At 66.5% G+C, this 24902-nt stretch carries 22 protein-coding genes; 12 read left to right on the top strand and 10 right to left on the bottom strand.

All coding sequences use genetic code 11. From position 1 onward, the window contains the following. Window positions 1-118: 118 nt before the first annotated feature. Both AC4LGL_RS29095 and AC4LGL_RS29090 read right to left on the bottom strand, forming a co-directional pair. Window positions 119-1759, bottom strand: a complete 1641-nt coding sequence (locus AC4LGL_RS29095) for a PE-PPE domain-containing protein (RefSeq protein ID WP_491841772.1) — start codon at window positions 1757-1759, stop codon at window positions 119-121. A 271-nt stretch (window positions 1760-2030) separates the two neighbouring features. Continuing rightward, window positions 2031-2744 (bottom strand): TetR/AcrR family transcriptional regulator, encoded by a 714-nt coding sequence (locus AC4LGL_RS29090; RefSeq protein ID WP_491841771.1) that lies wholly within the window; start codon window positions 2742-2744, stop codon window positions 2031-2033. A gap of 349 nt (window positions 2745-3093) precedes the next feature. Between AC4LGL_RS29090 and AC4LGL_RS29085 the strand changes: the two genes are divergently transcribed. After that, on the top strand, window positions 3094-3993 hold the full coding sequence (locus tag AC4LGL_RS29085; RefSeq protein WP_491841848.1) for a cutinase family protein: 900 nt from the start codon (window positions 3094-3096) through the stop codon (window positions 3991-3993). A gap of 4 nt (window positions 3994-3997) precedes the next feature. Here the strand turns inward: AC4LGL_RS29085 and AC4LGL_RS29080 are convergent, their stop codons facing one another. From AC4LGL_RS29080 to AC4LGL_RS29070, 3 genes are all read right to left on the bottom strand, one after another. Then, window positions 3998-4282 carry a hypothetical protein gene (locus AC4LGL_RS29080; protein WP_491841770.1) on the bottom strand — a complete coding sequence of 95 codons (285 nt, stop codon included), beginning with the start codon at window positions 4280-4282 and terminating at the stop codon, window positions 3998-4000. Then, on the bottom strand, window positions 4279-5400 hold the full coding sequence (locus AC4LGL_RS29075) for an inorganic phosphate transporter (protein ID WP_491841847.1): 1122 nt from the start codon (window positions 5398-5400) through the stop codon (window positions 4279-4281). The genes AC4LGL_RS29080 and AC4LGL_RS29075 overlap by 4 nt, the downstream gene beginning before the upstream one ends. Window positions 5401-5567: 167 nt before the next feature. Beyond that, window positions 5568-6014: a hypothetical protein gene (locus tag AC4LGL_RS29070; RefSeq protein WP_491841769.1), complete on the bottom strand. Its 447-nt coding sequence runs from the start codon at window positions 6012-6014 to the stop codon at window positions 5568-5570. Between the two features lie 145 nt (window positions 6015-6159). On the opposite strand from AC4LGL_RS29070, the gene AC4LGL_RS29065 reads away from it, so the two are divergent. Further along, window positions 6160-7281 (top strand): DUF7159 family protein, encoded by a 1122-nt coding sequence (locus tag AC4LGL_RS29065; protein WP_491841768.1) that lies wholly within the window; start codon window positions 6160-6162, stop codon window positions 7279-7281. Here AC4LGL_RS29065 and AC4LGL_RS29060 read toward each other — a convergent pair. After that, window positions 7265-9211: an SNF2-related protein gene (locus tag AC4LGL_RS29060; RefSeq protein ID WP_491841767.1), complete on the bottom strand. Its 1947-nt coding sequence runs from the start codon at window positions 9209-9211 to the stop codon at window positions 7265-7267. The genes AC4LGL_RS29065 and AC4LGL_RS29060 overlap by 17 nt on opposite strands. 183 nt (window positions 9212-9394) lie before the next feature. Between AC4LGL_RS29060 and AC4LGL_RS29055 the strand changes: the two genes are divergently transcribed. Continuing rightward, window positions 9395-9637, top strand: a complete 243-nt coding sequence (locus AC4LGL_RS29055; RefSeq protein WP_491841766.1) for a hypothetical protein — start codon at window positions 9395-9397, stop codon at window positions 9635-9637. A 27-nt stretch (window positions 9638-9664) separates the two neighbouring features. Next, window positions 9665-10198: a hypothetical protein gene (locus AC4LGL_RS29050; RefSeq protein ID WP_491841765.1), complete on the top strand. Its 534-nt coding sequence runs from the start codon at window positions 9665-9667 to the stop codon at window positions 10196-10198. A gap of 191 nt (window positions 10199-10389) precedes the next feature. On the opposite strand, the gene AC4LGL_RS29045 is transcribed toward AC4LGL_RS29050, so the two are convergent. After that, complete coding sequence (locus AC4LGL_RS29045) at window positions 10390-12765, bottom strand: flippase-like domain-containing protein (RefSeq protein ID WP_491841764.1); 2376 nt, start codon at window positions 12763-12765, stop codon at window positions 10390-10392. 247 nt (window positions 12766-13012) lie between these two features. Here AC4LGL_RS29045 and stpK7 point away from each other — a divergent pair, with 247 nt between their 5' ends. Further along, the gene (gene stpK7, locus AC4LGL_RS29040; protein ID WP_491841763.1) at window positions 13013-14812 is read left to right on the top strand and encodes a serine/threonine protein kinase StpK7; all 1800 of its coding nucleotides are present in this window, start codon (window positions 13013-13015) and stop codon (window positions 14810-14812) included. A gap of 13 nt (window positions 14813-14825) precedes the next feature. Here the strand turns inward: stpK7 and AC4LGL_RS29035 are convergent, their stop codons facing one another. Further along, the gene (locus AC4LGL_RS29035; RefSeq protein WP_491841762.1) at window positions 14826-15506 is read right to left on the bottom strand and encodes a sensor domain-containing protein; all 681 of its coding nucleotides are present in this window, start codon (window positions 15504-15506) and stop codon (window positions 14826-14828) included. A 191-nt stretch (window positions 15507-15697) separates the two neighbouring features. Here AC4LGL_RS29035 and AC4LGL_RS29030 point away from each other — a divergent pair, with 191 nt between their 5' ends. The 5 genes from AC4LGL_RS29030 (at window position 15698) to AC4LGL_RS29010 (ending at window position 21157) form a co-directional block, all read left to right on the top strand. Further along, complete coding sequence (locus AC4LGL_RS29030; protein WP_491841853.1) at window positions 15698-15916, top strand: hypothetical protein; 219 nt, start codon at window positions 15698-15700, stop codon at window positions 15914-15916. Between the two features lie 382 nt (window positions 15917-16298). Then, entirely contained in the window at window positions 16299-17432 is a 1134-nt protein-coding gene (locus tag AC4LGL_RS29025) for a glycosyltransferase (RefSeq protein WP_491841761.1), read from the top strand. Window positions 17433-17470: 38 nt separating this feature from the next. Next, the gene (locus AC4LGL_RS29020) at window positions 17471-18448 is read left to right on the top strand and encodes an AGE family epimerase/isomerase (RefSeq protein ID WP_491841846.1); all 978 of its coding nucleotides are present in this window, start codon (window positions 17471-17473) and stop codon (window positions 18446-18448) included. Next, a complete protein-coding gene (locus tag AC4LGL_RS29015) occupies window positions 18445-19923 on the top strand; it encodes a glycoside hydrolase family 130 protein (RefSeq protein WP_491841760.1) in 1479 nt (492 codons plus the stop codon). Before AC4LGL_RS29020 ends, AC4LGL_RS29015 begins: the two co-directional genes overlap by 4 nt. Window positions 19924-20053: 130 nt before the next feature. Then, the gene (locus tag AC4LGL_RS29010; protein ID WP_491841845.1) at window positions 20054-21157 is read left to right on the top strand and encodes a fatty acid desaturase family protein; all 1104 of its coding nucleotides are present in this window, start codon (window positions 20054-20056) and stop codon (window positions 21155-21157) included. A 199-nt stretch (window positions 21158-21356) separates the two neighbouring features. Here AC4LGL_RS29010 and AC4LGL_RS29005 read toward each other — a convergent pair whose 3' ends face one another. Then, window positions 21357-22031 carry a glycoside hydrolase family 25 domain-containing protein gene (locus tag AC4LGL_RS29005; RefSeq protein ID WP_491841844.1) on the bottom strand — a complete coding sequence of 225 codons (675 nt, stop codon included), beginning with the start codon at window positions 22029-22031 and terminating at the stop codon, window positions 21357-21359. Between the two features lie 105 nt (window positions 22032-22136). Beyond that, window positions 22137-22802: a sensor domain-containing protein gene (locus AC4LGL_RS29000; RefSeq protein ID WP_491841759.1), complete on the bottom strand. Its 666-nt coding sequence runs from the start codon at window positions 22800-22802 to the stop codon at window positions 22137-22139. A gap of 453 nt (window positions 22803-23255) precedes the next feature. Here AC4LGL_RS29000 and AC4LGL_RS28995 point away from each other — a divergent pair, with 453 nt between their 5' ends. Further along, window positions 23256-23468 carry a hypothetical protein gene (locus tag AC4LGL_RS28995; protein WP_491841758.1) on the top strand — a complete coding sequence of 71 codons (213 nt, stop codon included), beginning with the start codon at window positions 23256-23258 and terminating at the stop codon, window positions 23466-23468. Window positions 23469-23546: 78 nt separating this feature from the next. After that, a complete protein-coding gene (locus AC4LGL_RS28990; RefSeq protein WP_491841757.1) occupies window positions 23547-24899 on the top strand; it encodes a cytochrome P450 in 1353 nt (450 codons plus the stop codon). The last annotated feature ends 3 nt before the right edge of the window (window positions 24900-24902 follow it).

Genomic DNA, 24902 nt, shown 5'->3' with positions numbered 1-24902 from the left:
CGGCGGGCGGTGGCGGCGTCCTTTCGGAAAATGACGGCCAGGAGTTGTTGCGGCAAAGGAAGTTTCGCCGACAGTGCAGGCAACACCGTCGACGAAATCCTCCAGGAGCCGGTGACGGCTAACTTGCGTGCGCGCTCGCGCGCTTTGAATTTCCTTCGCGCTGACCGTCTGCCGAGTGCGCGGACTGCTTTGCGCCACGCCTCGCTGATCGAACCGAATCCCGGTCGGGGTGCTCGGTTCCCGACGACATGCTGGCTCCCCGATCCTGGGTCGACGTGCGGGTGGGTGCGGTGCCCAGGGCGCGTTTCCCGGACCCGTCGGCATCCGGGACCGCTCTCAGTCGTCGCTGCGCCGAATCGGTTTGGGGGGAATCGGTTCGTGTCCGCTGGTGCCGACTCAATGGGCTGGGCTTCGGCGTGGTGTTGCTCTCGGTCTGGGCTTGGTCCTTGGCATCTTCGTTGGCTATGGGGTCCGGCTCGGCGGCCACCTCCGCCGCAACCTTGGCGGTCACGGGCGCGGTGGCGTCAGCCTGCTTGACGGCGTTCTTCGGTGCCGTCGCTTCGCCGATCGCCTGCAGTACCTTGGCGAGCGGTCGGGTGGCATCCGACAAGGCCGCTGCCACATCCTCCACCGTGTGACGCACGCCTTGCTCGAACGGCGAGGTGCCTACCGGGTCGATCGGATGTTGGGTCACCGGGGTTTCGGGTTCGGTGCCGGAGACGACAGGCTGCGGCAGCGTGGGGGTGTACTTCTCGCCGGCCAGGATCGCCAGTGACTGCTCGAAGGCACCGGGCAACGCGTTCAGAGCTTCGTGGATCTTCTCGTCAGGTGTGATCCAGCCGAATTCCTTGACCTGGCTGGGGTCTGCGGTGCGGTCGTAGCCCATCTCGATGAACACCCGCAGCACCGGATCCATCGCGTCGACGAAGCGTTCCGCGCCGATCAGGGATGCGGGGATGCGCAGCGGTGCCAGCAGCGGAAGGTACTGGGGCAGCGTCACGTAGGTGGTGTTGCCGACCTGAGTGGTCACGGCGTTGGGGGCGTCGGGATGTTCCAGTACATAGCCGGGAAAGACGTGCTGGAACAGGATTCCGGCGACGGCGTTGGCAATGGACAGCACGTTGAAATAGGCCGGGAAATCGGCGAAGCCGTCGTATTGGTTCTGGTAATAGGTGGTCTTGAACGGGCTGTCCGACGGTCCCGGTCGGCCGAGCGGAAAGATGTCGCCGAGCACGGGCACATCGCTCCACGAGGTGAAGCGGGCCAGGATGCCGCCGTTGGGCTGGTACGGGTCACCGATGAAGACGAACTCGTAATTGTCCGCATTGGCAACGTAATTCGGGTCCTTCGCCATCTCGGCGCGCACGATCTCGGCCACCTCGGTGCCCTGCGACATGCCGATGATCGTGACCTTGTCGTCAGCCGGTGTCTCGGCGATGTCCTGCTGGAGGTAGCCCGCGCCGATCTGCTCGGATCGTTTGAGCGAGTGCGGCCAGTACGGAATGTCGGACAGCCCGGGCAGGTCGGAGATGATCGGGATGTCGAGGTTGATCTGCGCCGGGTAGGGCACGGTGTGGAACGAGTCGCCTTCGGGCACCGTGCTGCCGTAGAAGAACAGCGGGATGCTCAAGCCGAATCCGTCGAACGAGGGCCCGACGCCGATCGTGGTGCCGACCAGCCGCACCGCGGCGCTGTAGACGGCGGATGGAGTGCTGACGCTGACCCCGGCCGACACGGCGACGACAACTCCGCCGGCCATCAACATCGAACCCCAACGACGTGAACCGCGCTGCCGGCGCGCACCGCGCGACGACTCCCCCCGACCCCTCATGCTGTTCCCGCTTTCCTCATGGTTGTGAACGGCCGCCCGGATGGCATGGCCGAACATCGGGCCCGCGACCAGCGTGTCAACAGTGAAATGTGACGGGCGCCACTTCGCGCGCTGCGGGAAAGTTACCAGCGGGTAGTGATCTATGACAAGAGGCACTTTTCGAAACAAGGGCTCTTGTTGCAAACGGGGGTTTGCGGTTTCAGCGCGTCGTCGCGGCGATCCCGGCGCGCACCACCGAGACGAAGGTCGTCATGGTGTCGATCAGGGTGTCGATGGTCGGTGGCGAGTCGCTGGCGGTCTCCCGTTGGTGCAACCAGTCGGCCACGCTCTCGAACAGACCGCCCACGGTCGACACCGCCAGGCTGTGGTAGTCCACCGCGCCGCTCTCGGGCAGGCAGGGGAACTCGCGTTGCCGCCACAATCCTTCGAGAAAGGCCGCGGTCCAGCGCCGATTCTCGCGGCGGGCCCGTTCGACCCGCGGCGAGATCCCGGCGCATTCACCGAAAGCCACCACTGCCACGCGGGGATCGTCGACAAGTGCGTGGGCGAACGCCGACAGCAGGCGATGAACGGTTTCGTCGGGATCGTCGGGGGCATCGGCGAGCGCTGCGACCGCCTGCTCCTCGATGCGTCCTGCGATCTGCGTCAGCAGGGCCAGGTAGCAGTCCTCTTTGCTGTCGAACACCTCGTAGAACGCCTTGTTGCCCACATACGCTGCCTGGCAGATCTGCTCGATCGAGGTGTTCGGATACCCGTCGCGGGCGATCAGCTCGAAGGCTGCCGTCAATAGTTGTTCGCGGCGATGGGCACGACGCTGCTCGGCATCGAGTCCGCGGATCGTGCGCTGCCCGCGGGGCTTTGCGGTGGGCTCCGGCGTCTCGTGCGCATCGGGGGCCACCGGCGGTCTACCCATGGATCGCAGTGTAGTGGCGCCACGGGGGCATAGACCTTCGATGTCGACCTTCTGATGCCCGGCTCGGGTGACCGGCAGACGACGACGGCACGGATTTGCGGGTGTGCCGGCAGACGGCCGGGTTCTCGCATCGGGCGATGGCCGAGAGTTGTTGCGGGAAAGGCGATTTAGTCGGATATGCCGGACAGGCTGAGGTTGCGCGGATGCCAAACGTCTTGGCCCACTTATTGAGAGTTCTCTTTGGTTCTTGAGGGAACTCTATGCTTCACATTCTCGGAGCGCGCCAACAGCGCTGCTATGCCACAGTAAATCGGTGGGAAAGTTCGGAAGTGCCGGTTTGGTTGCCGTCATGGCGGGGGCGGCTTCCGTGATGAGCAACATGACGATGCCGTCCGCCGATGCGGCACCGTGCCCGGATGCTGAGGTGATATTCGCCCGCGGCACGATGGAAGCGCCCGGAGTAGGCGATACCGGCGAGGCGTTCGTTAACTCGTTGCGTGCCAACGTGGGCGCGAAATCGGTTGACGTCTATCCCGTCGATTACCCCGCCACCACTGACTTCCCAACTGCCGTTCAGGGAATCGCCGACGCACGAGCGCGCATCATGACCACCGCCGCCAACTGCCCCGACACCAAGATGGTGCTCGGCGGGTTTTCTCAGGGCGCGGCGGTCATCGGCTTCGTGACGGCCAGTGTTGTGCCCGACGGGGTTTCAGTGGCCGATGTGCCTGCGCCGATGCCGCCCGATGTGGCGGATCATGTCGCGGCCGTCGCCTTGTTCGGCAAACCGTCGCCGCGTTTCATGAAGGTGCTGAACAACCCCTCGGTGGTCGTGGGCCCGGGCTACACCGCGAAGGCCATCGACCTGTGTGTCGACAACGATCTGGTGTGCGATCCGCAGGGCAGGAGCTTCGGTATCCACACCCAGTACGCGGAAGCCGGCCTGGTGAACCAGGGGGCAGCATTCGCGGCGAGCAAGCTTCAGGACGACTGGGCGCAGGAGGCAGCTCAGCCGCCGTCGCCGGCCACGCTGGTGGGTACCGGACCGTCGCAGCCGTCGCGGGTGCAACCGGCCCAGCCCGCGCAGTCTCCGCAGCCTGCGCAGCACATGGGCCCGGCCCCGCAGAATCTTCCCGGCCCGGCTCCGGCGCAGAGTCCCGCAGCGCCGACGCCCGCCGCACCCGGCCCGGCCGCACCCGTCGAGCCCGGTCCCGGACCGGCCGCACCGCCGCCGATTGCGCCGGTATAGCCACCTAGTGGTGTGCGTTGTTGCCGAACAGGTAGACGCCGGTGTGATGGCCGATGAAGTTGTTCGCGATGTAGAGCACTCCGACAACCACCACGACCAGCACCAACGCGAACATCACCCAGCTGAGGCCCACCAGCAGACGGCGCTGGGCCGCAGTCGCAGGCCCCTCGGTCACGCCCGCGATGTGCAACCGGACACCGATCGCGAACAGCGTGGGTACGGATGCGCCGACGGCCAGGCCGAAGAGCAGGATCTTGCTGACGGCCACGAGGTTGATCCAGTTGTTCATCTGATTGCCCCGTCCTGCTTGCCTTCAGTCGTGCCGTCGACCGCGGTGAGGCTGCCCTGCCACGCGTCGTTGACGTTCTTGTGGTCGATCGGCGGTTTACGTGACTTGAGCCAGATGGGCACCGTCGAGGCGACCAAGGCCAAGAACCCAACCAGCGCCCCGGCAAAGCCGCCGATCCCGTGCACCAGGAAGTAGGTCAGCGCACCCACCAGGCCGGCGGCCGGCAGGGTGATCAGCCAGGCGGTGGCCATGTTGCGGGCGACGCCCCAGCGCACCTCGGTACGCCGGCCCAACCCACTGCCCAGGATCGACCCGGTGGCGACGTGTGTGGTGGACAGTGAGTAGCCGAAGTGGCTGGACAGCAGGATGGTCGCCGCCGAGGAGACTTCCGCTGCCATGCCCTGGGGAGCTTCGGTATCGACCAGGCCCTTGCCGAGCGTGCGGATGACGCGCCAGCCACCCGAGAGGGTGCCGAGGGCGATGGCGACGGCGCAGGCCACGATCACCCAGAACGGCGGCATGGTCGCGGATTCGTCGACGGCGCCGTAGGAGATCAGGGCCAGGAAGATGATGCCCATCGTCTTCTGTGCGTCGTTGGTGCCGTGCGCCAGCGAGATCAGCGATGCCGAGCCGATCTGGCCGTAGCGGAACGCGGCGATCGTGCGGTCCTTGGGCAGGCCGCGGATCAACCGGTAGACCAGCCAGCTGGCGATGCAGGCGACCACGCCGGCGATCAGCGGCGAGAGCACCGCGGGCACCATGACGGTGGAAACGACGCCGTGCCAGATCACGCCGTGACCGCCGACCGCGGCGATCATCGCCCCGACGATGCCGCCGATGAGGGCGTGAGACGAGCTGGACGGGATGCCCAGTAGCCAGGTGAACAGGTTCCACAGGATCGCGCCGACGAGTCCGGCGAACACCAGCTCCAGGGTCACCAGATCGGCGTCGACCAGACCCTTGGCGATCGTGGCCGCCACAGCGGTGGACAGGAAGGCACCGACGAGGTTCAGCAGTGCCGAGAGGGCCACGGCGGTACGGGGTTTGAGTGCCCCGCTGGCGATCGATGTCGCCATTGCAATGCCGGTGTCGTGAAAGCCGTTGGTGAAGTCGAACATCAACGCGGTGAAGACGACGATGCACAGCAGGAGGAACTGTAACGACACGGTAAACAATTCTTGAACACAAACGCAACGAAAACCTAATTAACTGGCTGAGTTTTCGGTCACGTTTGGGCGCCGCTGGTAGAACCCCGGAGATCGCGATGGTGTGGTAGCGAACCCGCTCAGCGCTTCGGGATGTCGATGCCGAGAAGCTTGAGCCCCTTGTTGATGTGCGAGTGGGCCTCTTCCATGGTGGCGCCCAACTTCGTCAGCCGGGCGGAACTGTTTGCCGGCGTCAAAGCCTCACACTGGTCGGCCATGCTGCGGAAGCCGTCGAAGCCGTCCCCGAGGGCGTTGTTGACCGCGACGTCGGGCCCGGGCAGGACCTTCGGTTGGACGGAGTCGACGTATTTACGCAAGTCGGTGCACGCGGTGTGCAGTGCGCCGTAGTTGGTGACGGGCGCCGTCATCGCATCGCCGATCGGGCCGAGTTGAGTGCCGAGGCCGACGACCGCGTCGATGACGGCATGCCGCCATTCATCGGTCACCGGGGCTGCGGTGGGCTTGCCTGCGACAGCGCAACCGGCGAGCACAGACGTGGTGGCCACGAGGGCAGCGATGTACCTCATATGCAGCGAGCTTATGGGGTGCAACCGTTCCCGCGCGGCACGATGCCGTGCAGGGGAGTTTGCGCGGAGATCGCCGCACCCACGTGTAAGCGCCGTCACACCGGTAACCTGGGTAATGACTGACTAGGCAGATCGGGGGATCGGTATGGATCTCGTGCTCGGCCTCGCGATGACCTCGAGGGCCGTTCGGTGGGTGCTCGTCGAAGGCACGACGGGCGAGGGGCGTCCGTTCGATCGTGGCGCGATCTCTCTCGAGGACGCCGGCAGTTACGACCCCGACGGCCTGCTGCGCGGCCTCGTGGATGACACCGAACTCGACGGCGGACACCGCATTCACGCGATCGGCGTGACGTGGACGAATGACGCTGCGCCACTGGCGGGCCACATCATGCAATCCCTGGATACCCGGGGCTACGGAAATGTTTTCGCGGTGTCGGAGATCGAGGCGGCCGGCATGTTGGCCAGCGGCATCGCCGAGATCACCGAACACGACGACATCGCGGTCTGCATCGTCGAACCCGACGCTGCGGTGGTGGCGATCGTGACGCCCGACGACGTCAGCGCCGACCGCATCGATCGTTCGGACACCTTCGCCGCCGACATCGCCGGGCTCCTAGCTCTCACCGGGCGGCCGATCAGCGCGCTGTTCATCCTGGGCTCCGATGCGCACGGCTCGATCGTCGCCGATCTGGCCGAGTGCATTCCGGCCGCGGTGATCACCGCCAACGAATCCGATCTGGCGTTCGCCCGGGGTGCGGGACTGGCCGCGGCGCTCGCGGTGAATACCGTTACCGCGCCGGTCAAAGCGGTGCACTGGACCAAGGTCGGCGCGCTGTCGTCGGTGGTCGGTGGCGCCCTGGTGACGCTCGTCGTCGCGACCTCGGCCGCGATCGGGCTGCATCTGCATCCCGGAGCGGTGTCGGAGACGGCGCAGGCGTCCAGCATCCACGAGTCGGCCCCCGAGGCCGGACCGGCACCGAAACCGGTGCAGAAGCCGGTGGACAAGGCCGCGACCAAACCGGCACCGCCGGCTCCGGCCGCCCCGCCACCGGCTCAAGCGGTCGAGGCCGCCAGTCCGCCGGCGCATCAGCCGCCCGCCCAGGTTCCGGCCGCGCCCGCACCTGCACCCGCACCGGTCTATGTGCCGCCCGCGCCGGCTCCGGTGTACAGCCCGCCGCCGTATGTACCGCCTCCGGTGACCTATCCGCAGCCCCGGCTGCGGGACCGGATCATCGAACGCATCCCGATCATCAACCGTTTCCACTGAACTTGGCGGTGAGCCCGGCCCGGGCCAGCCGGGCCTGCTCGGCGCGCACCACCTCGTCCTGATGCGGGGGAGTCTGGTCGGGATGCTGCGCCAGACGGCGGATCGGCTCGTCGACCGTGCCCCTGGCCAACAGGCGGTAGACCCGCACGGTGTGCAGTTCGCTGAGCCGCTGGGTACGTCCGATCACCTGCCGTTCCGTGCGCGGCTGCCACTGAGGTTCGGCGACGATGAATACCGCCGGGGCGTTCAGTCGGCGCAGGTCCAGCTTGCCGGCGCCTATGTGGGCGAGGAGGGTCGCCGGGCCGCGGTCGGTGGCGAATGCGTCGATGACGGCCTGCTGATCGGGCACTGACGCATCGACGGTTCCGAAGATGTTGCCCGGCAATGTTTTCCGAATCACCTCGAGCACGGCGGGGAAGTGGGAGAACACCACCACCCTGGCTCCGTTGATGTGGGCCTCGTTGGTGAGTTCGACGAGCCGGTCCAGCTTGGCGCCCGGCGTCGGCGAACCGGATGGCCAGGCACCCTGCCGGATCGCGCTGAAGTTGCCGCTGGTGACGGCCTGGCGGTAGCGCTCGCGGTCCGGTCGAGTGAGCCGCACCCATTCTTCGGTGGCGATCCGCGCCGGCAGCTCGTCGACCACGTCGCGGTAGTCGCGTCGCAGGTACACCCGGTCCACTGCGCGGCGGAACGCGACCGATCCGCGGTCGCCCGCGTTGGGTGCCACCTTGCCCGCGACGTCGGGCTGCAGGAAGTCGGCGAGGTGGCGAAAACCGCCGATCCGCTGGTGCATCGGCACGCCGGACAGGAACAGCACGCGGTTGTCGGAGGTCAACACGTTGCGGACGGCGCGGGCCCGGTCCGATTTCGGGTCACGCAGCAGGTGCGCCTCGTCGACTATGACCAGGCCGGGCCGCTCGGGCAGTTTGATGCGTTGCAGGGTGTCGTAGGAGACGATGGCCACGCCGCCGGAAGTCTTCCAATTCTCCAGTCGCGCATCGCGTTCGCTGCCGCGGATCTCGACCGGCCGCAACGCGGTGTGCTTGGCTGTTTCTGCGGCCCAATGGATTCCGGTGTTGGGCTGGCAGATCACCAGGGTGTGGCGCAGGTGCTGGGTGGCGGCCAGGTGCGCTGCGACGGCGAGGGCCTGCAGGGTCTTGCCGAGGCCCAGGTCGTCGCACAGCAGAACCCGCTCGCGCGCCACCGCATAGCGGGCGCCGAATTCCTGGTACCCGCGCAACTCGGTCTGCAGAAGGGAACGGTTCAGCACGGTCTGTTCGACCTGCGCGGCCATCTCCGCCCCGACGAAACCCTGGGCGGCGTCAACATCTGTTGTCCCGGAGGCAAATTCACTCAGCAACTGGTCGATCGGGCGGGGGTCGGCGTGGTAGGACGCCCACGGGTCACCCTGGGAGTGGTGGGCCTCCTCGATCCGGTCGAGCAGCTCTGCGATCGATTCCCGCAACTGATCGGAGGCGGTCTGGCTGCGCAGCCGAGGCATCAGCCGGCGCAACTGTTTGACCGGTGCGTCGGCGTGAGCGAGCGTCAACAGTGACGTCAGCAACTCGGTGTCTTCCTTGCGCAGCCTCGGCCGAGTGGTGGTGCGGATGTGGTCGGCCATGGCCTGTGCCGCGGCCTGGACGGATTGGGCAGCCTCGATGTCGACGCCGGGCACCTGGGTCAACACCCGGGCCGGCACGGTGTGGATGTCGGCGACCGTCCGGTACTCGGAGTTGGCCAGCCCGCCGAGGCGGGCGCCGCGAGCCAGATATGGGCGCAGGTGTTCCAGCGGCGCAGCCTGCAGTGTCCGGGTGACCACCTCGTCGGTGCCCGCGTGGATACGGTCGGCGATGTCGGCACGAAGTTTGCCGATTCCGGCGAGCGCGGCATCGGCATGGCGGATCAGCTCGGCGGGGTCGGCGCTGTCCATGACAAATCATCATTGCACTGTCGGGCCGTGGCGGGGCGCGGGTATTTATCCGAACGGCCGGACTTCGCTGGCGGGCTCTTCGCAAAGTTCTCGCTTGCGCTCATGTTCGACTCAGGGAATGCCCAGCTGGCGGAGCTAACTTTGAGGGCGGACCATATAAAAACATATGGAAGGTGGCGGATCATGCGAATAGTTCCTGCCGCCGCGCTGGCCGCGGCCGGCGTCGCGGCGTCGCTCATCTTGGCGCCCCTCGCGGGAGCCGCACCGGTACCGACGGGCAGTCAGCACATCGGGCCGGCGCCACAGTCGTGTACCACCACCAACGTGGGTAGTGAGTGCATCTCACCCGGAAACGCGCAGATCAACGATGCTCCGCCGTTCGTCAACACATTCCCGATGTACGGAAATTTCCCGTGGATCCTGTGATGCGCACGGTTATGAGGAGGTCGGGGCATGGCCGTCGACAACCGGTTGGAGGAACTGCTCGATAACCATCGGCCCGACGCGGCGCTGCGCGAACGCGTAGACGAACGACAGTTCGCCGGCTGCATTCCGCGGGCGCCCGCCCGGTTCCCGAGGGTTCGGTTGGGCCGGCGCTGGGTCAGCGGATTGTGGCTGGTGCTTCTCGGTGCCGTCGCGTTGGTCGTCGTCGTCTTTGTGGCTCAGCAACTCCGGCACTACGGCTGGATGCAGGACTTCCTCACCCGCTATCCCGGCACGTCGACCAGCTATGCGCTTTCGGTCACCACCGGTTTTCCGGCCTGGCTGCGCTGGCAATCGCATGCCGATTTAATCGGTTCGGGCCAATGGTCTATGTGGCCGCCTGTCAGCGACAATTCAGCGACAATCACAACACCGGTAGCTCCTGTCTCACCAAACTCATTGTCGCTGAGCGTTTTCGCCAATCCAGCGCCATGGGCCACATCAGCCCCACCTGTCCAGTGCCCACCTATTAGCGACACTGTCGCTGATAGCTGGGCAGCCTGAATTCCGTTGCATACGAGGCTGATGCACATTGGAGTGACGGAAGTTCACATCGCGGACGTGACCAATGGTGCTCACGATAGGCATGTGGCGATTGTCGCTGAATTGTCGCTCACAGGCGGGCGGGTCGCTATCCGCTCACCAGCCGCGACACGCCAGCCGCGACACGCCCGCCGCGACACGGCGCAAGCGCGTCAGATCATCTCGTTCTTCGTCAGCCAGCGCATCACGGGCCAGCCGATGAACACCGGAAGCCAGCAGGTCAGCACCCGGTAGAGCAGCACTGCGGGCACGGCAATCGCAGCGGGCACGCCGAACGCCGCTAGACCACCGATCAGGGCCGCCTCGACCGCGCCGACACCGCCGGGGGTGGGAGCCGCCGAGGCCAGGGTGCCGCCGACCATCGTCACGACCGTGACGGTGACGAATGAGGTGGTTCCGCCGAATGCCTCGACGCTGGCCCAGAGTGCCAGGGCTGCACCGAGAGTCGTACCCGCGGCGCCCAGCACGATGAGTGCGAGCCGTTGCGGTTCGCGGGCGAGTTTGACCAGGTCGGCGGTGACCTCTTCGAGCTTGGGCCGAACCGAGGACGCCAGCCAGCGCCGTAGTTTGGGCACCGCCAGAAATGCGCCGATGAGTCCGAGGGCCAACCCCGCGATCAGGTACAGGATCGTGGAACTTGGGACGAAGTGCGACAGGTCGGCCGAGGCTCCGGCCGCGGTGCTGAACAGGATCAGCAGGATCACGTGCACGATCACCTGCACCGACTGCTGCAAGGCCACTGCGGCGGTGGCGCGCGCCGTGCTCAGGCCGCCCTTCTGCAGGAACCGGGTGCTCAGGGCCAGGCCGCCGACACCCGCGGGCGTGGTGGTGGCGGCAAAGGTGTTGGCCACCTGCATGATCGACAGATTGCGGAAGCTCACCAGCCCGTCGGCGCACGCCCACAGCGCGGCCGCCGCGCCGACATAGGTCAGCGCTGAGACGGTCAGCCCGAGCAGGGCCCACGCCCAGTTGACGGTGCGCAGTTCGGAGAAGAAGGTCGGCACGGTGCTGATGAACGGGTAGGCCACGTAGACCAGGGCGCCCAGCAACACCAGCTGGATCACCTGGGTCCGGGTGAACCGCGTGATGGTCTCGGTCTGGATCTGGTCGGCACCGGTCTGGCGTTTCACCTCGTCGCGCGCGGCGGCCATGATGGCCTTGGCGTCGGGAACGGCGTCGCGGACCCGCGACGGCACGGCTGCTTTGGTCAACCGCCGCGACGCGGTCAGCACGGCGTCGCGACCGAACGCGTCGATCGCCGCGGCCACCGCGGACTGTGGGTCGTACAGCGCCGTGGTGGTGACGAGTAGTTGGGCGATGTCGGACTGCAATTGGGCGTCGGTGGCGCCGTATTCGGCGCTGCCGAACCCACCGAACAGCACGGCGCTGTCGTCGACGGTGATCTCCTTGCTGCGGAGGTCGCCGTGGGAGATCTGGTGGTCGTGCAAGGTGCGTAAGGCGTTCCACACCCGCCCGACGGTGGTCTCGTCGGTGCACTTGTCCAGCGGGATGCCGCGTTTGCGGTTGTGCGCGTACAGGGTCCAGCCGCGGTCGAGCGCGGCGACCGACATGGTCGAGGTGCTGGCCAGGCCCAGGTCGCCGATGGCGATGGCCATCAGGGCCCGGTGCTCGACGGCGCGGCGCATCGAGGTCTGCAGGGGTGCGGTCTCGTTGGAGCGCAGGCGCAGCTTGCGCCACACCTGCCGTACGGCGCCGCCACTCTGTTGGTTGGGGCCGTAGAGCTCGATGACGGCACTGGAGTCGGGATCCTGGGAGGCCGCGTCGAGCATCAGGGGTCCGGCGCCGGCCGGGCGCACCACGGTGAAGGCGGAGACGACGAAGCCCCGTCGGGCCAGCGCACGCACGGCACCGTCGAGCGGGACTTCCAGGGCCGGCGTGCCGACGATCCACACCACCAGGGCGCCGACGAACCAGCCCGCGGCCAGACCCAGCAGAGAGCGGGCCGGCACCACGGCGCTGACCACGAGGTGGATGGGCACGAATGCCAGCAGCAGCGTCCACCACCAGCGCCGCAGCCGACGCGACAGCCACGGCCCGGACACCGTGAGCACCGCGGCGAGCATGCCGATCCAGCGCGGGTCGTCGAGGAACTGCGACAGTTGCGAGTCGAGCCGGTCGGAGAGGTCGAAATGCCACCTGGGGGCGGCGATGCCGTTGGCGGTGATCGACAGCGACAGCATGGTGATCAGCGCCGCGGCCGCGTAGGCGCCCAACAACTTCCATTGCCGCCCAAGGATCAGGCTGACCAGGATCACGAATGGAAGGGCCAGGATGGCGATGCCGTAGGCCAGGTAGACCAGATTGGACTGGGTGGGGGTCAGCACGCCGACGATCTCGGAGATCGACTTTTCCAGCGCCACCCATTCGTAGCGGGTGATCAGTGAGCTGGTGATGACGGTGGCCAGGAAGATCGCGGCCAGTGTCAGACGCAGGATGTCGTTGGTGCGACGGGTCGGCGGTTGCAGGAGGCTGCCGGTGACGGTGATGTCCCGTCCGTCAACGCGCATGTTCCCCCTTCCCGGCCCGTTATCGAGACGCGCTATCAAAGCCCGCGACCAAGGTAGCGGGATCGGATGCCGATATCGGCATTTGATGGTCATCTGGACCGTTACGAATTCACATCGTTCTCATGTGTCACCGCAGGCGACAATTTTTGCTCGCCGGATGTGATCTAGTGCGACGTATGCGGCAAACGTGATGTAACTTCGATCGACATGCCGACGCCGAATTGGCCGGTCCGGAGGAGTTGAACGGGTGGATTCGACCCCATTCGGGCACTATCAGCTGCAGAAGCTGATCGGTCGGGGCGGAATGGGCGAGGTTTACCGGGCCTACGATTCCGACACCGACCGCATCGTCGCGCTCAAGGTTCTGCCGCCGCACCTCGCGCAGGATTCGACGTTCCAGGAACGATTCCGCCGCGAGTCGCACGCCGCGGCAGGCGTGAGCAATCCGCATGTGGTGCCCATCCACGGTTACGGCGAGATCGACGGTCGGCTCTATCTGGACATGCGGCTGATCGAGGGCCGCAACCTCGGCGCCATGCTGACCAAGACGGGCAAGCCACTGGACCCGGCCTTCGTGGTCGGCATGGTCGAGCAGGTGGCCGAGGCGCTGGACGGCGCCCACGCGGCCGGGCTGATCCATCGGGACGTCAAACCGTCGAACATCCTGATCGCCGACAACGACTTCGTGTACCTGATCGATTTCGGGCTGGCCCGCACCGCGGGTGATTCGGGCATGACCACCGCGGGCAGCACGCTGGGCACGCTGGCCTACATGGCGCCGGAGCGGTTCGACGGCGGGAAGGTCGATCTGCGTTCGGACGTCTACGCATTGGCGTGCGTGCTCTACGAATGCCTCACCGGGGAACGGCCCTATCCCTCTGACAGCCTCGAGCAGCAGATCGCCGGGCACATGGTGTCCCCGGCGCCGCGGGCGTCGGAGAAGGATCCGCGCCTGGCGGCCTTCGACGAGGTGATCGCCAAGGGCATGGCCAAGAAGCCGTCCAAGCGTTATCAGAGTGCCGGGGCGCTGGCGGCAGCGGCGAGGGCCGCGCTGCAGGTACCGGTGCGCACCACCGGGCGGTCGGGTCGCCATTCGGCGCAACGGGTTCCGACCCGGGTGCGGGTGTCGAAGAAGGTGGCCGCGATCGCCGGTGCGACGGTTCTGGTGGCTGCACTGTGCGCGGTGGGGGTGTGGCAGCTGCGCGATGACGGTTCGGATCGTGTCGCCAACACGGTCGGAGCAGCCGGATCCGGTCCGGTGCAGGCGCCGACGGGTGCGGTCGACGAGATCGCGAAGACCGTGCCGTCCGGCATCCGTGACTCCGGCCGATTGGTGGTCGGGGTGAACGTGCCCTATGCGCCCAACGAGTTCAAGAATTCGAGCGGCGAGATCGTCGGGTTCGACATCGATCTGATGAAGGCGGTGACCCGCACGATGGGGCTGGTACCCGACTTCCGCGAGACGGGTTTCGAGGGGATCCTGCCGTCGGTGCAGGACGGCAACTTCAACGTCGGCATGTCATCCATGACCGACACCGCCGAGCGCGAGAATCAGGCCGACTTCGTCACCTACTTCGAGGCGGGCACGCTGTGGGCGCGACGGCCCGGCTCATCGGCGGACCCTGGTTCGCCGTGCGGACTGCGAGTTGGCGTGGCATACAGCACGATTCAGGACACTCAGGAGATCCCGGCCAAATCCGATGCCTGTGTGGCGGCCGGGCTGCCTGCCATCGAGAAGGTGGTCCGCACCCATCAGGACGAGGTGACTGCCGCGCTGATCGCCGGTGAGGCGGACGCCATGACCGCCGATTCCCCCGTCACGGGGTTCGCGATCAAGCTGAGCGGCGGCGCGTTGGAGCCCGCCGGCGAGGTGTTCGACTCGGCGCCCTACGGCTGGCCGGTGGCCAAGGGTTCGGGTCTGGCCGAATCGTTGCGGCTGGCGCTGGAGCACGTGATGGACACCGGCGAGTACCGCACGATCGCCACGATGTGGGGTGTGGAGATGGGGATGATCAACCAGCCGGTGATCAACGGGGCGGCCCCTTAGGCGTTTCCCGTCTTCAGACTGCGTTGCGCCCGGCGATGGCCTTCGCCAGCTGCACCACCTGGTTGTCGGTGAGGTTGGTTCCGGTGATCCGCACGTCGACCACGAGGTTGTTCACGGCCAGGATCGCGCGCCGACTGCCCTGCTGCGGGCTCGACGGTGACTGTTCGTTGGTGACGTCGATGTCGTCGACGACGCTCGGGTTTCCGAGCACGTAAGTGCTGGGCCGACGGTTGTCGTCGTAGCTGATCTTGAGGCTGTCCCCGGCGCACTGTCGCCAGGTGTCCACGGTGCGGGTGACGAGTGTCCTTGCCGCCGTGGGGGTATCGAAGGCGGTGACGGCCTGGTCGACCTCGAGGTCGTCGCCCTCGTCGGCGAACAGGGACTCACGGAACTGCTGGAATCCGCTGTCGCGGTACACCTCGTCCATGGCGTTGCCGATGACGGCCAGGCACACCGGGCGCGACGCGTGTTCGTCGGCGTCGAGCCGGGCGGGCTGACGCAGCGCCGTCTTGGGGTGCAGGTCCGAGGTGGCCAGGATGGTGTTGAGTTCCGATTCGCTGGCCAGCATGCTGCCCAGGACGTCGACGTGTGAGCCGTCGTCGTCTTCGGCCGGCTTGGTGCCGCACCCGGTGAGTGCAGAACCGGCCAGCGCAATGGCCGCAATGGCCGGTACCGCCGCCCGCTTCACGTCCATCTGACCCCCCTTGATCGTGTTTGCTGATCGTAAACGCTCAGAGGGGTCCGGCGCAGCGCGCCAGGGTTGCTGCAGCATCTGTAGACACACCGGTCTCAGCAGCACCACAGGAGCCGGGGATATGCGGTTCCGAAACGTGGTACAGCCCGTGACGCCACCTATCGGATCGAAACGGCTTAGCGTTTCTTGGGATGCAGAACGTCATCCGTGGACGACGCATCACCGGCTTTGGCGCGCTTTACGGCGCGTTTTTCTTTGAGGGATTTGCCGGATTTCTTGGTCAGGCTCTGCCGCGGCGATTTGTCGGCCATGTCGGCCCCTTTGATTTGGGGGCCTGTGTCGGTCCCGGTGCCCCGAACCATACGCGTGCGGCCGGTTGCGCGGGCGCCGACGCAGGTCGGCGCAATTGACAATGCCTGTGGTGCAGCGTTAACTGATGTTCTGGCCCGGATCCCGCCACTAGGCACAATCGATCCATGCGCTAGCAGAAAGCAATCAGTTTTCTTGCGGTATCGCGAAATTCGGTTCAGTTCATACATGTCGGTCTCGACGTGCTCGGAGTAGCCCGAGAGGTCGGCCGCGAGCCGAAGCGAGGGCAGTCATTACGCACATCACCGAGCCGAGGGTAATCGGCAACCACGCGGATATGGGACCGTCAAAGCTGAAAGGTGTTGACGACTCAGAAGTTTCAATAGCGGCCTTGGCTGCCATGGCGGTGGTTCACGCCCAAATCATCTCGGGTTCGTCTTGAGCGCTCCGTCGGTTCTGCACTTGCCGACCGACCCTACGGCTGTGCCTGCCCGTTTCGAATCTCTGAGAGTCGGGATACTCAGCACGTATCCGCCGACCCCCTGCGGTTTGGCGACGTTCAGTGCAGCGCTCGCGGGCGGTTTGTCCGCGACCGGTGCGGAAGTGGGTGTCGTCAGGGTCTCCGATGGTCCGCCGTCTGGCGCCGGTCGGGTGGTCGGAGAGCTGGTCAACGGATCCGCGGGATCGCTCGCGGCCAGTTCGGATCTGCTCAATCAGAACGACATTGCCGTCATCCAGCACGAGTACGGCATCTACGGGGGATTGGACGGTGACGAGGTTGTCGACATCATCGGTGACCTCGACATCCCGTCGATCGTCGTCGTGCACACCGTCCTCAAAGATCCGACGCCCCACCAGCGTTCACTACTCGAGGTGGTGGCGGCGCTGGCGGACCGGGTCGTCGTGATGTCTGAGTCGGCCCACCGGCGGTTGTGTCTCGGCTACCACGTCGACCGGCACAAAGTCACCACGATCCCGCACGGTGCGGTGGTCCCGGCACCCGTGCAGACCAAGCGCGGCGGCAGGCCCACCCTCTTGACCTGGGGGTTGCTCGGACCAGGAAAGGGTATCGAGCGGGTCATCGACTCGATGGGCGACCTGCATCGGCTCAACGGCCGACCTCGGTACCTGGTAGCCGGCCGGACGCACCCAAAGGTGCTCGCCGCCGATGGCGAGGAATACCGCGAGTTCTGTATCGAGAAGGCACGGTTGAGTGGCCTGTCCGACTCGGTGCACTTCGACTCCGGCTACCTCGACGCGTCGTCGCTGAGCGCTCAGCTCCGGGCCGCGGCCGTGGTGGTGCTGCCCTACGACTCGACCGAGCAGGTCACCTCCGGGGTGTTGGTCGACGCGGTCGCACATGGGCGGCCCGTTGTCGCCACCGCCTTTCCGCATGCCGTCGAGCTGCTCGGGAGTGGGGCAGGCATCGCGGTCGAGCATGGGAATCCGGAGGCGCTCACATCCGCCTTGCGCAGCGTGCTCACCCAACCGCGCCTCGCCGGCGCGATGGCCGCCGAGGCGCGTCGGCTGGCGCCCACGATGTCGTGGTCCGTCGTCGCCAATGCGTACCAGTCGGTGGCACGCCAGATCCTGGCCGATCGGTCGAAACGCCGGTGACCGAACTGCCGATCCCCCGATTCGACCACCTGCTGCGGATGACAGACGGCAGCGGAACCTTCGAACATGCCCGATTGGCTGAACCGAGATCTGAAAATGGTTACTGCACAGACGATATGGCGCGTGTACTGGTCGTCGCCACCCGCGCACCCGGCCCTGACCGGGACCTGAATCGTCTGGCCGGGGTGGCGATGCGCTTCCTCAACGAGGCGCAGACCCTCACCGGCGCTTGCCGCAACCGGATGGACAGTACCGGTGCGTGGGTCGACGAACCGGCGTTGGAAGACTCGTGGGGGCGCTGCCTATGGGGCCTGGGAACCGCCGCTGCGCACAGTGATGTCGGCATGGTCCGCAACATGGCTGTCAATCAATTCAGGCGAGCCGCGCAGCAGAGGTCGATTTGGCCTCGGGCGATGGCGTTCGCCGTGCTGGGAGCGGCTGAGCTGCTCTCCGCCCACCCCGGGCACAGGGTCGCCCTCGCCCTGATCGCCGACTATGTCGCAGGTCTCCCTGCGCCCACCGGTAACCCGGACTGGCCGTGGCCCGAACCGAGACTCACCTACGCCAATGCGGTTCTCGCCGAGGCTATGATTGCCGCGGGTGTCGCGATCGACGACTCGGCGGTGTCCAACCGGGGCCTGGACCTGCTGGCGTGGTTGGTCGAGCGGGAAACGGCCGACGATCACCTGTCGGTCACGCCTGCCGGCGGTTGGGGCATCGATGACCCGCGGCCGGGGTTCGACCAGCAACCGATCGAGGTAGCCACGCTGGCAGACGCCTGTGCTCGCGCTGCGGCGGTCGATCCGAGTGCGATCTGGCCGGAAACCGTGCGGGCCGCTGCCGCCTGGTTCCAGGGTGCCAACGATGTCGGCGAGCTGATGTGGGATCCCGAGACCGGTGGCGGATTCGACGGGTTGCACGTCGACGGGGTGAACCGCAACCAGGGTGCCGAGTCGACACTGGCGGCTCTCTCGACTTTTCTGCAGGCGCAACGCTTTTCCCATGCCACCTCATGACATCGACCCGGCAGGTAGCCCTCACGCGCAGTCCGCAGTGGTTGAGAGCTGACCATTCGCGCGTGATCACGCAGCTGTTCGTGCCGGGCCAGGAGGGTTTCGAACACCAGGAATCCCGGGCGGGCAAGGTTCTCACGCGGATCCTGGATCTGGACGAGACTCAGGTGCAGGCGGCGCTGGACGACGTCCTTCTCAGATACGGTGATCGCCACCGCGGACTCACCGACACATTTCGGCGCCACGCCGCCGAACTGGCCGACCGGCTCGCTTCCGGATCGAAGCTGTCCGAGCCTCGCATGTTGTTGCTTGGCGCGGTGTTCACCAACGAGTACGCGATCGAGGGTGCTGCACTGTGCAACCCCAGCATCGTCGCGCATCCGGATCAGTCCGGAACCGCCACGGGCAGTGTGCGATTCGTGATGAGTGTGCGGGGGATCGGCGAGGGGCACCGGTCGTCGATCGGCTTCCGGACCGGCACTGTCGATGCTGCCGGCCGCGCCGTGGTCGACGACCCGGTACCGTTCGCCTCCGTCGGTGCTACCGTGCCGACGCTGCACGAAGCGGATGTGTTCCGCAGCGAATTGGCATGGCTGCACGGTGGCGGCGAGGCGTCCGACTATGTGCTCGATGCGCTCGGGGACCGGTTTACCCGCGCCGACCTGGATGAGCGGCTCGAGCAGTTACAGCGACATCGCAGCACGCGCCGGCATGCACCGGCGACGATCGCGTCGATCCGCGCTATCGCGGACCGCGCATACGGGGTCGAGTTCTCAGCCGATACCGCGCTTTCCCAACGTGTGCTGTGGCCCGCTACGAGCGCCGAGGCCGCCGGGATGGAGGATGCGCGTTTCGTGCGTTTCGTCGACGACGACGGTGCGGTCACGTTCTACGCGACCTACACGGCGTACAGCGGCTCGCAGATCAGCCAACAGCTTCTCGCGACCCCCGATTTCCGGTCGTTCACCTCGGTGCCGATGGTCGGACGGGCCGCCGCGAACAAGGGACTTGCCCTGTTCCCGCGCCGGATCCGTGGACGATTCGCGGCCATGTCGCGATCCGACCGGGAAACGAACACGATCGCCTACTCGGACCACCCGGCGGTATGGACGAGCTCGTCGCCGTGCCAGCAGCCGACGCAACCTTGGGAAGCGCTTCAGCTGGGAAACTGCGGTCCACCCATCGAGACCGAGGATGGATGGCTGGTGCTCACTCACGGCGTCGGCCCGATGCGCACCTACCTGATCGGGGCCATCCTCCTCGACCTGGACGATCCGACCCGGATTCTCGGTCGGCTCGCCGAGCCCCTGCTGAGCGCGGCGGACGACGAACGTGACGGCTACGTTCCCAATGTCGTGTACTCCTGCGGCGCGTTCGTGCACGCCGGCACCTTGGTACTGCCGTTCGGGGTCGGTGACGCCGCAATCCGCATCGCCACCGTTCCCCTGCCTGAACTGCTGGGCGCATTACGCCCGTAGCGAAGCATGGGCACCGGTCATCGATGCCCGACCTGGTGTGGTGGCAGGGATCCCTGTCACCACCTAGGCTGAAAGCACTTTCACCCAGGTGGCCCGGACCATGCCGCCGTACACAGACGGACCGGGAATTCTGACAATCAGAGATATCGCGGCATACGCGATGTTGAGCGGCGCGGACATCGACGCGATCGGTGCCGAGCTCGACACCATCCGCAGCGACATCGAGGAGTCGCTGGGGGCGAGGGACGCCGCCTACATTCGGCGCACCATCGTGTTCCAGCGGGCGCTCGAGGTGGCCGCACGGCTGTTGATCGCAGGAACCCGGTCGAAGTCGGGCCTGCTGGCCGGCACAGCCGCGCTGGCCTATGCGAAATCCGTCGAGAACATGGAAATCGGGCACAACGTCGGCCATGGCCAGTGGGACTGGATGAACGATCCCGAGATCCACTCCGCCACCTGGGAGTGGGACATGGTGGGCCCGTCGGCGCAGTGGCGCTACTCGCACAACTACCACCATCACGTGTTCAGCAACGTGCTGGGCGTGGACGACGACCTCGGCTTCGGCATCCTGCGGATGAGCCGCGACCAGCAATGGGAACCTCAGCACCTCGTCCAGCCGCTGCGAAACATTTTGCTGGCCATGATCTTTGAGTGGGGAATCGCCCTGCACGACTTCTACTCCGCCAGGGACCGGGCGGACACCGAAGACGGTAAGAACTCCGCCCGGCAGCTGCTGCGCGCCAAGATCGGCCGCCAACTCACCAAGGACTTCATCGTCCTGCCGGTGTTGAGCGGGCGGCGGTGGAAGCGAACTCTTGTCGCGAATCTGGGCGCGAATGTGCTGCGCAACCTGTGGGCCTACGTGGTGATCTTCTGCGGGCATTTCCCCGACGGCGCGGAGCGGTTCGGCCCGGAGACGCTGCAGGAGGAGACCCGCGGCGAGTGGTACCTGCGACAGATGCTGGGCGCGGCGAACTTCAAAGCCGGCCCGGTGCTGGCCTTTTCAAGTGGAAACCTGTGCTACCAGATCGAGCATCACCTGTTCCCGGATCTGCCCAGCAACCGTCTGGCAGAGGTGAGTGTGCACGTGCGCGACGTGTGCGACAAGTACAACCTGCCCTACACCAGCGGGTCTCTGACCCGGCAGTATCTGCAGACTCTGCGGACGATCTTCAAACTCGCATTGCCCAATGCAGGGTGGCGATCGCTGTTCCGAGCTGCGCCACCCGTCTGACCGGGATCCCGAAAAGGAACTTCACTTCTGCAGCCCCTGTGCCGTTGGTGGTCGAACAGGGAGAAGCTGTCGATCATCGGGTGGCGCGCCCTGTACCCCCAGTACACGCCCCTACTGCGGCCGTGTCAACGCGATTGAATGTCGAATCGTAATCGATTGTGGTGCAGTGCATTTCCGAGCTGAGGTGGCTCCGCTCCGGTCAGGTCAGGTCGATGCCTCCCTGCGATGGGGTCGCGACACCGCAGGCCGCGGAGAACTGCACCGGAGTGAGCCCGTCGGACGAGTTCATGTCGCAGTGACCAAACGGCGGTGCGCCCTGAGGTAATCCGAACCCGAACCCGCTGCCGTCGGTGTACTGGTGGGCGACCTTGCCGGGGTAATCGGGGTTGCTGCCGTACGCGGCAATGACGAGCCGGATCCCGCTGGGCTTGGTGCGCCACATGCTGTTGAGGTCGCCGACGTTCCCATAGCCGATGATGCGGGCGCGGTCGCCGGTGTAATCAGCGAGGTTCCCGTACAGCAGGTTGATCCAATCCGAGCCGTCGCCGTACGGGTTGCCGCCCTGTTCGACGTCGAGCATGAGCGCGATGCGCGGGTGCAGGCCTCCGTTGGCGTCGATCATCGCGCGCACGGTGGTGGCATTGGCCAACCAGTTGGGGCGGCAGTAGGTGTAGACGATGCCGAACACCAGCCGCCCGGAATCCAGCGCGCCGCGCATCCAGGCGTAGTTGGCCGCGAAATTGTGGTCGCGGTACGTGCCGTCGCTGACCCGGATCGACAGCACCTGATACGGGTAACTGTCATCGACGGGGTGTTGCCACTCGGAGACGTCGGCGAAGAGGGTGTCCGTGATGACGGCGGCGGTCTGTACCAGCCGCGGGACTCGGCCGGACTTGCGCCGCTTCCCCCGCGGGACTCTTTGATTCACAGCACCACTGGGCATGGTCGTTCTCCTGTGACCAGGGTAGGCCGGGCGGGGTCAGAGTGCGTTGCGGCCGGCGATGATCTTGGCCAGCTGCACGGTCTGCTGGTCGGTGATGTCGTTACCGCTGATCCGCAGGTCGACGACGAGGTTGTCGACGGCCAGGATCGCCCGGTGGGTGATGCGGTCGGTGATGTCCACGGGTTCGTCGTGCGTGATGTCGACACCGTCGAGCACGCTCGGGACGGCCATCCGGCGGGCGTCCTGTGATTTGCCGCCGTCATAGCTGAAGGTCAGGATGTCGTTGCCGCAGCGGCGCCAGATGTCGACGGTCCGGGCCACCACGGCCTTGGCGTCCTTGGGGGTGTCGAACTTGGCGATGGCCTGGTCGACCTCCACGTCGTCGGCGTCGTCGGCCAGTTGGGTTTCGCGGAACTCGCGGTAACCGCTGGGGCCGTAGATCCACTCCATCGCGTTGCCGACGACGACCATGCACTCCGGGCGGGAGACGGGCTCGTAGTTGGCGTTCGTCATCGGGGAACGAAGCGCGGTCTTCGGCCGGACCTCGGCGTTCATCACGGTGTTGATCTCGGATTCACTGGCCATCATGCTGCCGAGCACGTCGACGTGAGTGCCGTCGGAATCGGGGGCCGTGGGGGTGCAGGCGCTGAGCAGTGCAGCGCACAGCACCAGGCCGGCCGCCGCGTTGCGATGAGCGCTCATCGGGTCCCCCTTGGATCTGTTTGCTGATCCTAAACGTGATCGCGGGGTGCGCCAGACGGTAATTCGGTGACCGGCGGGTGAACTGCGTCGTTCGACTGCGAGGGCCGGCCGGTCCAGTTCCTCTGCCACCGTTTTCCACCCCACGGCTGCTCGCCTACCCGGTCAACGACCCGTGGGTGGAAACCGGTGAGCTGCTCTGTCGGACCCGCGCGCCCGTTTCTACGCCCGGGTCGTGACGGCCGAGGTGTCACGACCCGGGTGTGGAAAACGGCGCAGCCGGCAGCCCAACCCGCAGCCACGTCCACTCGTTCCCCCTGATCGGGGGACATGGGATTCGTCCGGTGGATGGGCCGGTCGGTCGATACAGCCGCGCACGCCAGCGGCGCATTCTTATTTCAACGCCGGAACACCCCGGGAGAAACACCAAAAGCCTTATCCGACAAAGGAGTCGACATGAGCACCTTCACCCGCCGCATCGCCGCCGGATTCACCCTGGCCGCCGCTCCCGCGCTGATCGCCCTGGGCGCCGCCACTGCTCATGCCGATTCCGCCACCCTGAACGCCGGGCCGTCGGTCAGCGCGCATCAGGCCTTCCCGCACCAGAACAACATGCACCAGCCCGGCTCCTCGACCCACCATCACCACCAGCGCAACCACGCCAAGTAGGCCAGGGGGAGGCAAGGCCCGGACGCAAGCCGGCGTCCGGGCCTTTGGCTTGCCGCCGCCGGCTCGTATGGTGGGGTTATGGGCGGTTCCGCGTCACTACCGCCGGGGCCACCGTTGCCCCGGGTGGTACAGGCCGCGTTGATGATGCACTACTGGCCGCGTTTCGTCTCGGCCTGCCGACGCCGCTACGGCGACGTGTTCACGCTGCGGGTCGCGGCGATGGGCACGATGGTCTATCTGGCCGACCCGGCCGACATCAAGGTGGTGTTCGCCGGAGACCCCACGATTTTCCATGCCGGGGAAGCGAATTCGGTGCTCAGCGCGTTGCTCGGCGACAGCTCGGTGCTGGTGATCGACGAGGACGAACACCACGAACGCCGTCGGCAGATGCTGCCGCCGTTTCACCGCGACGCCGTAGCCCGCCAGACCGAGGTCATGGCCGAGATCGCCGCGGAAAACATCGCAGGTTGGCCGGTGGGAACCGCGTTCCCGGCGGCACCGAAGATGGCCGAGATCACCCTGGAGGTGATCCTGCGAACCGTGATCGGGGCGTCGGATCCCGCTCGGCTGGCGGCGTTGCGTGAGGTGATGCCGCGGCTGCTCACGGTGGGTCCGTGGGAGTTGATGGCGGTCGCCCGGCCGGCCCTGATGCAGCGACGCCCGTGGCGGGCGCTGCGGCGAAATATCGAAGAGGCCAACCGGCTGTTGGGTGCGGAGATCGCCGAGCGGCGCGCCGATCCTGAGCTGGCGTCCCGCACCGATGTGCTGGCCATGCTGGTGCGTTCCACCGATGAGCGTGGGCACACCATGACCGACCGCGAGCTGCGCGATCAGCTGATGACCTTGCTGGTGGCCGGGCATGAGACGACGGCGACAGCGTTGTCATGGGCGCTGGAACGGCTGACCCGTCATCCTGCGGTGTTGGACAAGGCGGTGCAGGCCGCGCGTACCGGCGACGACGAATACCTCGATGCCGTGGCCAAGGAAATCCTGCGGATCCGGCCGGTGGTGTTCGACGTTGGGCGCGTGCTGAAACAGCCGGTGGAGGTGGCCGGTTACCGCCTGCCGGCCGGGGTGATGGTGGCCCCGGGTATCGGCCTGGTGCACGAACGCGACGACGTGTATCCCGACGCCGACAAATTCGACCCGGACCGGATGCTCGGCGCGACACTGGGGCCCACCACGTGGTTCCCGTTCGGCGGCGGCAACCGTCGTTGCCTGGGCGCGACGTTCGCGACGGTCGAGCTACGGGTGGTGCTACGCGAAATCCTGCGCCGGGTGGACCTTTTCACCACCACCGCGGCCGACGAAGGGCAGCGCGTCAAGCACGTCACCCTGGTCCCGAACCGTGGGGCGCGGGTCTGTGTGCGGGCGGTACAGGAGGTGCTCTCGCCCAGTGCTACTCACGCGTCGCTGGCGGGGGAGGGTTAGTCC

The organism is Mycolicibacterium arcueilense (assembly GCF_058536225.1).
Note: the sequence above shows the minus strand (reverse complement) of the source record. Positions and strands in the feature narration are given on the sequence as shown.